The following is a 13,535-nucleotide window of genomic DNA, read 5'->3' as shown; positions in this document are numbered from 1 at the left end:
AAATCACGACTTTCTGATGAATTTATTTGGGGAGTGATAGAAAAGCCCTTCATCAGCCAGTCTACTTGTTCAGGTGTGAGAGCTTTGACATCCTTTTCTGTACTTGGCCAAGTCAACTTACCGTTCTCAAAGCGTTTATATAGTAGCCAAAATCCTTGACCATCCCAGTAAAGAGCTTTAAAGCGGTCTTTACGTCCACCACAAAAGAGAAAAACTTGACCTGAGAAAGGATCTAATTCAAAGTGGGTTTTAACCAGATAAGCCAGTGAATCAATGCTTTGCCTCATATCAGTCTTCCCACACACGAGATAGACCTGCCCTAGGCTAGATAGATGAATTGTCATAGAGCAACACCTTATCCAAAAGCTCTTCTATCATTTCGAGATTGAGAGATTGAAAAAAACTTACTTCAAGCTTGCCAATACGAACTTTAAGCAGAATATCATTTCTCTTTTTAGAATCAAAAGGACGAGATTGTGGAATCTCTACAGGAACAATAGGTTGTGGCATTCAAATATCCTCCAATAGTTTTACTTTACGAATAGTATACAGGAGGAGCTCCATGAATGATAGATACCTTGTTGTGACGCGCTTACAAAAGAACTAGATAAATCCACTAAGTGTGGTTACTCTAGTTCTTTTTCGTTTATTCAACACCCAAGATTTCTTTAATATCATCAACGCTCAAATTGCTTCTGCTTTCTTGTCCTTCAAGAACGGTGTTGAAGAGTTCTTTTTTACTTTCTTGGAGTTCTTGGATTTTTTCCTCTATGGTACCAAGTGTGATAAGGCGATAGACATCGACTTGTTTGGTCTGGCCAAGGCGGTGGCTTCGACCGATGGCTTGCATCTCGACTGCTGGATTCCACCAGAGGTCACAGAGGATGACGGTATCGGCTCCTGTTAGATTAAGTCCTGTTCCACCTGCTTTTAGGGAAATGAGGAAGCAGTCTTTTTCCCCTTGATTGAAGAGATTGACCATTTCTTGACGTTTATCTGAAGGTGTTTGTCCTGTTATTTTAAAGTGAGACATTTCTTTTTTCTCTAGTTCTTGCTCAATGAGATCAAGCATAGAGGTGAATTGTGAAAAGATAAGTGGTCGTGACCCTTTTTCACGAATGGTGTCTAGGAGCTCGAATAAGCTGTCCATTTTTCCACTATCCCCTTTGTAGTCTTCTAAAAAGAGAGCAGGGGTATTACAGATTTGTCTAAGTCGGGTTAGTCCTGCTAAGATTTCAATTTTATGACGTTTAATCTCATCAGCGCTGGCTCCTGAAACCATTTCTTGCATGCGTCGAAGTTGAGCTAGATAGAGCGTTTTTTGTGAACTGCTGAGTTCATTGCTGTAGAGGTGCTCGCTCAGTTCAGGTAATTCTGTCAGAACTTCGTCTTTTTTCCTACGCAGGACAAAAGGTTGAATCAGTTTAGCAACGAGTTGAGGTGACAATTTTGAAAATTCCTTTTTACTTGGTAGGAGACCTGGTAATACTATCTGGAAAATAGACCAAATCTCTTCGAGACGGTTTTCAATAGGAGTTCCAGATAGGGCATAGCAGGTTTTGACATCAAATTCTCTTAAAGCTTGTGCTGTTTTGGTCTGACTATTTTTTATCATCTGTGCTTCATCTAGGATGAGGTAGTCGTAAGACTGCTTTTGATAGTGTTCAAGGTCAGAACGAAAAGATGGGTAGCTTGTAATAGTGATAGTAGCAGATTTTTCAATTTGTTTGATACGCTCAGTTTTGCTACTATAGGCTACTTCAACCTGTTTGTGAGGTACAAATTTTCGGAATTCTTCCTTCCAATTATAAAGAAGGCTGGCTGGAGCTAGGATAAGAGCTTTCTGGTCTGGTTTAAGGTTGGCTTCCAGAAGAGTGATGGTTTGCAAGGTTTTCCCTAGACCCATGTCGTCTGCCAGGATTCCCCCAAAATGATAATGATCCAGCATACTCAGCCACTTGACTCCGTCTTTTTGATAGGAGCGGAGTTTGGCCTTGACTTCATAAGGCTTGATATCAAATTCTTCAGGGTGGGTCAGGTCATAAGCCATCTTTTTGAAATCACGAGAAAAATTGACATGTTCATTGTCTTTGAAGGTTTCAGAAAGACTAAAGGCACGAGATTTGTGCATCTTGATTTTTCCGTCTGAAAATTTAGCGCGAAGATCTTGGAGGCTTTGGGCAACCTTGAGACTTTCATCGTCAAAGACTAGAACCTTTCCTTGCTTGGTTTGGTAGTGGCTTTCTTGATTCCATAAAGCTTGGATAGCCTTTTCAACCTCATCTTCTGAAATCGTAGAAAAATCAAACTGAACTGAAAGGAAGCCTTCGTCGTCAAAAATGTCAATGACAGCAGGATCTTCCACTAAGAGTTTTTCAAGCGATTCATCTAGTTGAACTTGACCCAGAGTACGAAAACGGGGTAGTTCTTTTAGGAAGAAATCAACGATTTTGATTTTGGAAAGACTATGAAATTCCTCTTTGAAACCAGCAGAAAGCAGTTGATGATAGATTTTTCTAGCTTTGCTAGCTTGGTAAGTATAGGGGAGGGTTAGGAGATCTTGTTTAGAATGGACTTGTTTTTCTCCAAAGGACCACACCATGTTGAGGGCAATTTCATTTCTAGTTTTGGAGAAGGCAAAGGTGGGGATAAAGTCATGGATTTGTAATTCATCTGGAAGACTGATAGGAACATAGTTTGAGATGATATTACAGATTTGCATAAGTTCAGCCTTATTTTCCTGTGAAAAGATAAGAGGAGAACTTTCTTGATAATGATAGATCCAAGTAGCTAATTTATCCAAAAAGTAACGGTGTTCTTCTTTGATGATGTGGAAGTGATTGTGTCGAATCCAAAGTTTTTCTTGAATAATGAAACCAAAATAAGCTGTATTGATGATTTCATAATGGTTATTAGACTTGACAACTTTAAAAATTTCCTCTTCCGGGATAAAGGGACTATCATCTAAGAATATAAGAGGGTATTCGGCTTTTGAGGTTACATATTGGAAGACATCCAAAGCTTGAAAAAGTGGGACGAGGTCGTTTAAATAGCTAACAGGAGTCTCTAAATAGCGTCCGCAATCTCTAGGGCTAATGCCATAACTGAAGTTGAAATAAGAATGTTCATTTCTATCGATGAAATATTTTTTGATATAGAGGAGTAGGTTTTGGGATGCTTGATTAAACTGATCTAAGGATAATCTGATTGTCCCGATTTTCTGTGAAACAAAGTAATCTTCCTCTTGGAAAATGAGAAAAATGAAGTGAGCTATATCCTTGATAACATAGGTACGAGAAGCCTGTTCTACCTGTAGTTTTAAGGTCCATGCTAGGCTATGATTTCGGATTTCGACTTGTCCATGAAGGGAAAGTGAAGGCGCCACCGCTTTTTCTTCTACCAGTTCATCTTGGAGTTCATCAGATGGCAAGGTAGGAATCAGTTGGCTGGCAAAACTTGGTTTATGACTCGCTTTACCAATGCGTTCTTGAATAGCTTGGGGGAGGCTACGAAAGTAGAGATCCATGGCAACCCAGTGTTTACAGACTCCCTGATTTTGGAAATCTTTACATTCGCAATGAAAGCCAGTCAAATCGAAGTGCTCCATACTGGTCAGGATGTTGGGTTCCAGATGCATGGAAATACCATCATAGGTATTGGGGTGCTTAAAATATTCTTTATTTTCAGTATCAAAATAGTTTTTTATCTGTTGGAAAATAGTTCGTCCATCCATTCTCATACGAGCAGGGAGTCTATCGGGAACCGCCATTGAAGTAACCTCTATTCTAATTATTCTTTCCTCTATCTTATCAGATTTTATAGGAAAAGAATAGACTTATCTTATATAAATTGCATCTTGATAGGGATTGGAAACATTTGTAGTTGCCAGATAGTTGTATGTAATATCGACAATCAATTACAAGGAGCTTACGATTCCACAGAAACTATCAAGTGAAAACTGACCTATCTATAACATTCTAGCTAAATTTCTTCTTGGTTTGGTAAGTTTTTCATCTGGTGAACTAGATAGGCTGCTATAAGTAGTAAAATTATAAGAGCAAAGGCAACAACTTCAAGACCAACACTTGTTGCAAGAAATACGAGAGCAAGGGATAGGACAGCTGGGATAAGCAAGTTGATAACATTGATGGAGGATTGAACTGATCCCATTAACTCCTCAGGAATGATTCCAAAAATCATGGCTTGCAAGCGAGGACTCAATACTCCTGCCGAGAAAGCATCACCTGCACTTCCTAGTAAAATAAGTAAAAAACTTCCACGTAGAAAACCTATAACAATGAGAGACTCCATCAATAGACTCCAATAAATATTCAGGCGAATAGAAATTTTTTTAGATAGAAATCCACTCAGAAGTCCACCTAAAATAACATGAAGAAGGCTTATCATTATCAAAATTGCCAGACTTTGCCCTGTTGACAAATCCATAAAAGGATGGTGAATCAGTAGAATCGCACTGACAGGCTCTACCATCATCAAAACAGCTTGACTAATGGACAAAATCCAAAGCAAGACCATGACATCTCCCATAGTCATCAATAATTTCATTGACTCTTTCAAATGCTGGAAAAAGCTACTCATTCCTACATAAGGAGGAACTTCGATTTTTTCTTCCTCTTTTTTCAAGCGGTTTCGAATAAGTAGACTTCCTAGAAAGGCAAATAAAAAGGTTAAAACATTTACAAAAGCTAGAGTAGAAATGCTAAACAGTCCTAAAAATACTCCTCCGCTGAGATTACCTATCAAACGTACAATGGAACTCGTGGACTGCCTAAAACTCATAGCCTCCGTCATATCATCGTTTATTAGCCGTATGTAAATCGGTGTCAGCATGTATCCTGCAAGAAAACCAATCGTATCTGAAATCAAGTTCATACTGCAAATAAAGAAAACAGAAAAGAGAGAGAAGTCGGTACTTGTCAGGAGCAAAGTCACTCCAGAATAAAGGAGGACTTTGATAAAGAGGATAGAAATATACTTGCTAATTCGATTTTTTTGAAAATCAGCTATAACTCCAGTAAAAAGGTTGCAAAACCTGTGGAATAGTTTCTGACAGACTGATCAAAAATATAGCTAAGGGAGCAAACGTATAAGAAGAGACATAATTGATAAAAGCTAAGTAAAAATAGTGTCTCCAAAACTTGAAATCCACTCATTCACTGTTAGCTGACGAAAAGCTCGATTTTTAAGAAAAATATGCATATTAATCTCCTTATAATAAATTCTAGAAAGCATAGAGCAAATTCGTGGTTCGTCTGACTAAATTTCCTATCTAAATACTACCTTCAAATATAAAATTTAGTGAAACTTTTATCTCCTCTAATCTTCTAAATATATTTTAGTGTATATTTTTTATAAAGTCAAGAATTTTTGAATAAATTACCTATTTTTTGACAATTCTGTAAATTTCCGAAAAATATTTCAAGTGAATCCATCTATTACCTTAGGACATTGAAACTTCTTTCGCCAGAGGTACTTATATTACTGGGAAGTTGAGGATTGAAATGTGGTATAATAAGAGGTAATAGAGTTTGGAAAGTGAGAGAAGATGATTTCAAAGAGATTAGAATTGGTAGCTTCCTTTGTACCACAGGGAGCCATTTTATTAGATGTGGGAAGTGATCATGCTTATCTGCCCATCGAGTTGGTTGAGAGAGGACAAATCAAAAGTGCCATTGCAGGTGAGGTGGTGGACGGGCCCTACCAATCTGCAGTCAAAAATGTTGAAAGTCACGGGTTAAAGGAGAAAATCCAGGTTCGTTTAGCCAATGGCTTGGTAGCCTTTGAAGAGGCAGACCAAGTGTCGGTCATTACCATTGCTGGTATGGGTGGCCGTTTGATTGCTAGGATTTTAGAAGAAGGCTTGGACAAGTTAGCTAACGTAGAGCGTTTGATTCTCCAGCCCAATAATCGTGAAGACGACTTGCGCATTTGGTTGCAAGACAATGGTTTTCAGATTGTGGCAGAAAGCATTCTAGAAGAAGCTGGCAAGTTTTACGAGATTTTGGTGGTGGAAGCAGGACAAATGAAGCTATCAGCAAGTGATGTTCGATTTGGCCCCTTCTTGTGCAAAGAGGTCAGTCCAGTCTTTGTCCAAAAATGGCAAAAAGAAGCTGTTAAGCTAGAGTTTGCCCTCGGACAAATTCCAGAAAAAAATCTGGAGGAACGTCAAGTTCTAGTAGATAAAATTCAAGCCATCAAGGAGGTTCTCCATGCTAGCAAGTGAAGTAATTAACGTGTATGAAGCCTTTTGCCCTCAGGAATTTTCTATAGAGGGAGACAGTCGTGGTCTGCAAATTGGCACTTTGGACAAGGACATCCAAAGTGTCATGGTGGCTCTCGATATTCGTGAAGAAACGGTGGCTGAAGCCATTGAAAAGGGTGTGGATTTGATTATCGTCAAGCACGCGCCGATTTTCCGTCCCATCAAGGATTTGGTAGCTAGCCGTCCACAAAATCAGATTTACATTGATCTCATCAAGCATGACATTGCAGTTTATGTCAGCCATACCAATATTGACATCGTTGAAAATGGTCTCAATGACTGGTTCTGTCAGATGCTAGGAATCGAGGAGATAACTTATCTTCAGGAGACAGGTCCTGAACGTGGAATTGGACGTATTGGGAATGTTCTGACTCAGACCTTTGGGGACTTTGCCCAGTATGTCAAGCAAGTATTCGGCCTAGATAGTCTTCGAATGGTGCATTATCAAGAGAATGACTTGCAGAAACCTATTTCAAGAGTGGCCATCTGTGGTGGAAGCGGGCAGTCATTCTATAAGGATGCTTTAGCTAAAGGAGCGGATGTCTATATCACTGGTGATATTTACTACCACACTGCCCAGGATATGTTGTCTGATGGCTTGCTGGCATTGGATCCAGGTCACTATATCGAAGTGCTGTTTGTGGAAAAAATCGCAGCACTCCTTACTCAATGGAAAGAGGAAAAAGGCTGGGAACTAGAGATTTTACCTAGCCAAGCATCGACCAATCCTTTCCATCATATCTAGTTAGAAGGTGAAGACAATGAAAAATTGTACTAGTATAGTTATGGTAAACTGAAACTACACTAGTACAAATGTGATTCTGAGACATTGTTGAGACTGGATTTTTTTGTAAAACTTATACCCGAAATTTTATAAATAAAAAAATACAATAGTCCTCGTTTTTTGCAGTTTAATCAAAAAATCCAATACATATAATTAGAAAGATAACAATTTGCCATAAAATACTCTAAAAACAGAAAAAATTAAATGTTTTTCCTTGCAAAATTCGGGGGGGGGTGGTATAATTGCTACTAGACTGTATACTCTTCATAGGAGGTATAGTGGGGTAAATAGTCGTAAGTTGCTATTTAATATTATTGTCAATTGAAGAGGAAAATGACATGTTCTCTTCAATCATATCTTTAAGGAGAAAGAGTTATGGATTTTAGAAAGTCTAACAGAGAAAAGGTCTTCCGTTACTCCATTCGTAAGTACCACTTTGGTGCAGCCAGTGTTGCGGTTGCCGCATTGATGTTTTTTGCCAACGGTGCAGTAGCAGCGAGTGAGACAGTCACTCCAGCTACAACTAATGACGTGGTCGCTGGATTTGATGGTAACCCTGATGGGGCTCTGCAGGAGTCGGATGAGGGAGAGTTGAAGGAGGTTGTACTTGAGCAACTTGCTGAAGGTAAGATCACAAAGGAGATAAAAGGGCAAGGGAGGTCAGCGGAAGGATCTAATCAAGGACAGACAGTAGCTGCCCCTAAAACTACTGGAGTAGACTCTAGCCAGCCAGAGTCTGTTCAAGAAAGTTCTCAGGTGAGAGAGAAAAGGGCAGGATCTGCTGACACGATAGCAGCCAAAACAAGCAGCACTGGAGTCCTTCAGCCTCGGGTGCTCAAAGACAGCCAGTCTGACTATGACCCTATTCCACTTGACGATGATGAGGATGATACAGAACAGGATGAACAACCGTTAAACACTCCGGTGACAACAGCGATTCAACCTCGTTCAAGAGGAAGCAGACAAGAAGTTCCTTCAGGCTATATAGCTGTGCCAAGTAATGCTTATGTAGATGGGATCAACTACTTTTTAGAAGATGGACATGCAGGTTCACCTTATGCCCGTGGAACCTATGTCTATGGTTCGCAACGTTCAAGAGCATATTGGGACGGAAAAGAGTTTCGTATTCCGGAAGCGAAAGATTTTATCCACGGGATAGTCAAGAAAACAGAAACTGGTTTTAAATGGGAGATTGATATCAATAAGGGAAAAGTAGGACGGGGTCCACACCACTACTTATCAAATACTTTTTGGTTTACCCTACCTAAAAACCACACTGTAAAAGCAAACTCAGTAACTATTTCTCGTTATGATCATAGGACTGGTGGCACCACTGCTACTAGTGGAGATGCAGGTAACGGAGAGGATCAAATCCTAAAGGCCTTACAATCAGCTGATGGAATTAGTGATGAAAAGCAGGGGACTGTTGCATCAACAGGAGCGGCAGCAAAAAGTGGAGGTTATGGTTATCGGACGGATAGTCTGGATGGCTTAGCCAAGGAAGAAGTTAACTGGTGGGTGCAGAAAGGTTTCTACTACCATGCTGATAAAAACTTCCCAACTGAAGTTGAGAAAAAAGCAGCTTCTAAATACTCTGGTATCAAAAATGAAACCGAGAAAGTCTACACCTTCTCTTTGGACGGAGAACGTGATGATAGCTACCATTTAACCTTTGAGACGACTTCCACAGATACGACTTTCCGTAATCTCTATTACGCCTTGGGTGTTAAAGGGTTTAGGCTGTCAGGGAAATCAGTTAATCGCTTGCTAGTCAATCAGTGGTACGGTAGAGCTGCCGGTGAAGGAGACCAGGCTGAGAAGTATCCGGCTCAGTTGGAAGGGAATGGCTACTATCAGATTGTACAAGGGCAAATTTGGCAGCCGCAAAATAATAATGTATCAACAACTCCAGGTACCTCTTCATCTTTAATTGCTAAAAGCGATGGAGGCATTGACCTTGAATCCTACTTTAAAAATAGGGATAAGGTAGGGGATAATGCTGAATCACATCCAACTTCTTATAATCTTTTTAAGGATGGTGTCAAAGTTGAAAACAACCAAGAGGTTGCAAAGACTATCGTCAATACTCCGGGAGTGAAATCTTATCTTGTAGAGCGAATCTTTGCTGACGGTTCTGGTGAAATGGTCCAGTTAAATTTTGTTGTGAAACCGAAAAAACCAAGTTTAACGACTGATTTGCAAAAGCAAGCAGGGACGATAAAGGATATCACTGCAACTAACGGAACCAAAGGTGTAGAGATGGTTCTCTACCATGACGGAAAAGAAGTAGCAACCAGTATTGCTGGTGATGATGGAAATGCAACCTTCAAAAATGTTGTTATCACAAACGGTTCTTATACTGTCAAGTCACGTGTTTCAGGTCAGTCTTATTTGACTGCAGAAGGCAAGCGAACTTCACTCTTAGAGTCTGAATCATCAGATGCTAAAGTAGCCAACTACGATAGCAGTCAGATTCGTATTGGGTTTGGACAAAGTGGAGAGGGCGGAGCAGCTTCTAGCTTGGAGACAAGTAAGTATAAAGCACTATATCGTGACAATTATACTGAAAAACAACTACAAGTGCTGGTTCGAGTTCCAGGTGGTAAGTCTATCAAAAATATTGAAGTAACTAATTTAGAAAAAACGGGCTTGGTTCAGGGTGGAGTGGAGCCTGAGGGTTTCCTAAGTAGCAAGAAGTCATTAACAGGAACTATTAACAAAACCAATTCAGGTATCCATCAAATTACTGTTACGGTTACAACCGCAGATAATACAACCAAGACAGAAAAACTCTATCTATACATTCCATTTACGAAACCAAGTTTTGCAACAACAGCTGAGAGTTTGAAAGGAAAGACTACAGGAAAACCGGTCATCAAAGCAAACTCTGGAACAAAAGGAGAAGCAGCAAATATTCCTGATAAAGCAAAACTGAAAACCTTCTTGGTTAAAGGTGGGAATGATGTGGATGCTGTAGGCACAGGTGCTTCTGATAATAAGCCTAAAAAAGCTACTGGCTATACTATTCTTGCTAGTGGTGATGTTAAGGCGGATGGAACAGTTGATTTTACTCCTGATAAGTATAGACAAGAATTGGTGGGGAATGAGGAACTTCGTCTAGTTACGGCAGTGGTTAAGGAAGGTACAGATGAACCTGTTTTAGACTATCTTGTATCACCACTATCAGAATCGCTTAAACTAGAACTTCCTACAGAAGCTAGCCGTGACTTTGTAAGCCCAGCAGAAAAAGTTACCGTTGAAAATCCAAGTAGTCTAAATCAAACCGAGAAAGATAAGCTAAAAAAAGCTATTGAAGATGCTAATCCAGGATTTAAAGTTGAAATAACAGATGATGGTAAGGTTCAGGTGACCAGACCGGATGGACAAGAGGAAGAAGCTGCTGTCAGTGATTTTGTGAAACAAAATGGGCAAGCAGATTCTGCAGATGATTCGACTTCTCCAAAAGAAATCCAAAAACCAACTGAAAAAGTGAAGGTAGCTAATCCAAATAAGCTAACCAAAGAGGAATTGACGAAGATTACTCAGAAGGTTCAGGAGAAAAATCCTGGTGCTACTGTAAACGTTGGGCAAAATGGAGATGCCTATGTTGTACAACCAGATGGAACAAGTGGCTTGATTTCCCACAAAGATTTGTTGGAGCTGACAGAAGAGCAAAAAGAAGCTGCAAAGAACCGTAAACCGTTAGTCAACCCAGAGCAGAAAGTACCTGTAACCGATCCAGAGAAACTAAATTCTTCAGATATTGAAAAGATTAAGAAGGCTCTACAAGCTGCTAACCCAGGAGCGACTGTTACAGTGGATAGTGATGGAAATGCAACTGTTACAAGTCAGGACGGATCAGAAAGTAAGTTTATCTCACGAGATGACTTGGTTACAAAAGTGACGGTCCAAGCACCTCAATCTCCAACTATCTCACAAGATAAAGAAACTCTAACGGTAACATCAATGGTAGGTCAAGACGAAGCTACTAAGGTTATGCTTACGTATACAAATGCTACTGGACAAGAAAAAACTGTTGGTTTTACTAAAACTGGTAGCAACTGGAATAAGGATGACGCCAATGCAGATAGCACAATTTCGATTATAAATGATGAAAATGGACTGGGCAAAATCCTAATCCAAGCTGAAACAGCAGAAGCAGGTTCAACAGTTACAGTTAAGCAGCAGAAGGACGGCTCTGACTTTAGTATAGCAGCTACTACTAAGGTTTTAGGAAGATTAGAGGATGTAAGTGGTATAGCCCAACCAGATGGTTCGGTTGTAATTACTGTACCGCAGGAAGCTACTGAGTTTGATTTGACTTATCATAATCAAACTAGTAATCGTTCAGAAACACAACATTTTAGAAAAACTGATCAAGGATGGAGTGCTGTTGCAGGAATTACAGCTAGTGGCAATAGCTTTACCCTTCCAAAAAGTTTAGTAAAAGACGGGACGGAAGTTGCGGTAAAAGCTTCTAGCGCAACGAAAATTTCAGAAACTAAACGAATTAAGGCTAAGTTTGAACAACCGAGTGCAACAACTAGTGCTACACGTCAAAATGGAGATGTAGAAGTTACATTACCGACAGATGCAGAAAAAATGACCTTAACTTATAAGAACAAACAAAATACCAATGCCACAGTAACACTGGTTAAACGAGGAAATAATTGGAGTTCTTCAACAACCTTACCAGATGGTATCAGTCTAGCAAATGGTAAGGTTACGCTTGACTATACAAAAGTGAACAGGAATACAAATATCACAACAGCCTCTACTAGAGGAAATGGCGATGTTGAATCTCAAGCAAATAACCAAAATCATCCTATTCCAGAACACACAGCTCCGACGACTAAGACGATTACAAAAGTAATCGGTGAAAATCCTACAAATGCAGAGTTACTTGCTGCTGTAGATGTAGCTAACAAAGCATCAGCTGTACTGAAAGAAGGAATACAGTATCCAACTACAGTAGGGAACCATACTCTTGACGTTGTTGTTACTTATACAGATCAAAGTACAGAAAACGTAAGAGTAACGTATGTGGTGAAACCAGCAGACAAGACAGCTCTAACGCAAGCGAATAACGACTTAGCAAGCGAAGTAGCAAGTCAACCAACTACAGATGACAAGCCACAAAGCAAAGTTGACGCATATACTAAAGCAAAAGAAGCGGCGGATAAAGCAGTGGAAGCAGCGAAAAAAGTAATAGCGGACGACAATGCGACACCAGAAGCTGTACAAGCAGAGCTAGCGAAAGTAAACGCAGCCAAAGCAGCCTTGAAAGCGGCAGAAGATGCCGTAACAACCGCAGCGACAACTACAGCGAAAAATAAACTAACTGAGGATAAATCGAAGTTAGATGAAGCTGTAAGTACAGAAGGTAAGACACCAGAAAGTATTCAAGCATACGAAGCCGCTAAGAAAGAAGCAGAAGCAGATGTTGCAACAGCGAAGGAAGCAGCCAAAGCAGTATTAGCTAAAGGTGACAATGCGACAGCAGCTGAAATTCAAGAAGCGCAAGAAAAAGTAACAGAAGCGCAAGGTAAGTTAGACAAAGCGAAAGAGCAGTTAGTCGACAAAGCAGACCAGATAGCTCTAACGCAAGCGAATAACGACTTAGCAAGCGAAGTAGCAAGTCAACCAACTACAGATGACAAGCCACAAAGCAAAGTTGACGCATATACTAAAGCAAAAGAAGCGGCGGATAAAGCAGTGGAAGCAGCGAAAAAAGTAATAGCGGACGACAATGCGACACCAGAAGCTGTACAAGCAGAGCTAGCGAAAGTAAACGCAGCCAAAGCAGCCTTGAAAGCTGCAGAAGATGCCGTAACAACCGCAGCGACAACTACAGCGAAAAATAAACTAACTGAGGATAAATCGAAGTTAGATGAAGCTGTAAGTACAGAAGGTAAGACACCAGAAAGTATTCAAGCATACGAAGCCGCTAAGAAAGAAGCAGAAGCAGATGTTGCAGCAGCGAAGGAAGCAGCCAAAGCAGTATTAGCTAAAGGTGACAATGCGACAGCAGCTGAAGTTCAAGAAGCGCAAGAAAAAGTAACAGAAGCGCAAGGTAAGTTAGACAAAGCGAAAGAGCAGTTAGTCGACAAAGCAGACAAGACAGCTCTGGTAGTAACACCAGTAGCAGACCCAGCGCATTTAACAGAAGCCGAAAAAGCCAAAGTTAAAGAAGCCGTTTCGAAAGCTAACCCAACAGCCACCAACGTAGTTGTAAAAGACAATGGAGACGTAACTGTCACATTACCAGATGGAACAACTAAAGAAATTCCATCGACAGAAACCGTAGAGAAATCTAAGGTAGAGGTAACGCCAGTAGCAGACCCAGCGCATTTAACAGAAGCCGAAAAAGCCAAAGTTAAAGAAGCCGTTTCGAAAGCTAACCCAACAGCCACCAACGTAGTTGTAAAAGACAATTGAGACGTAACTGTCACATTACCAGATGGAACA

At 40.2% G+C, this 13,535-nt stretch carries 6 protein-coding genes and 1 pseudogene; 3 read left to right on the top strand and 4 right to left on the bottom strand.

What is annotated here, in order from left to right:
- From tnpB to HT709_RS11380, 4 genes and pseudogenes are all read right to left on the bottom strand, one after another.
- Positions 1 to 344 (bottom strand): IS66 family insertion sequence element accessory protein TnpB (gene tnpB / locus HT709_RS11395; protein ID WP_172925787.1); only part of this gene is annotated, 344 nt, incomplete at its 3' end.
- Entirely contained in the window at positions 325 to 510 is a 186-nt protein-coding gene (locus tag HT709_RS11390) for a hypothetical protein (RefSeq protein WP_031233524.1), read from the bottom strand. The genes tnpB and HT709_RS11390, both read right to left, overlap by 20 nt.
- 136 nt (positions 511 to 646) lie before the next feature.
- A complete protein-coding gene (locus HT709_RS11385; protein ID WP_138702206.1) occupies positions 647 to 3,769 on the bottom strand; it encodes a DEAD/DEAH box helicase in 3,123 nt (1,040 codons plus the stop codon).
- Positions 3,770 to 3,981: 212 nt separating this feature from the next.
- Positions 3,982 to 5,220 (bottom strand): annotated as a pseudogene (locus HT709_RS11380) (MFS transporter).
- A gap of 346 nt (positions 5,221 to 5,566) precedes the next feature.
- Between HT709_RS11380 and HT709_RS11375 the strand changes: the two are divergent.
- From HT709_RS11375 to HT709_RS11365, 3 genes are all read left to right on the top strand, one after another.
- Positions 5,567 to 6,244, top strand: a complete 678-nt coding sequence (locus HT709_RS11375) for a tRNA (adenine(22)-N(1))-methyltransferase TrmK (protein ID WP_000624065.1) — start codon at positions 5,567 to 5,569, stop codon at positions 6,242 to 6,244.
- Positions 6,231 to 7,028, top strand: coding sequence for a Nif3-like dinuclear metal center hexameric protein (locus HT709_RS11370; protein WP_023935965.1), 798 nt, complete (start codon positions 6,231 to 6,233; stop codon positions 7,026 to 7,028). The genes HT709_RS11375 and HT709_RS11370 overlap by 14 nt, the downstream gene beginning before the upstream one ends.
- A gap of 414 nt (positions 7,029 to 7,442) precedes the next feature.
- Entirely contained in the window at positions 7,443 to 13,505 is a 6,063-nt protein-coding gene (locus HT709_RS11365) for a YSIRK-type signal peptide-containing protein (RefSeq protein ID WP_172925786.1), read from the top strand.
- Positions 13,506 to 13,535 lie beyond the last annotated feature (30 nt).

This window comes from Streptococcus sp. 1343 (assembly GCF_013277355.1).
GTDB classification, from domain to species: Bacteria; Bacillota; Bacilli; order Lactobacillales; family Streptococcaceae; genus Streptococcus; species Streptococcus pseudopneumoniae.
The sequence above is the reverse complement of the archived record's forward strand: the minus strand, read 5'-3'. Positions and strand labels throughout refer to the sequence as shown.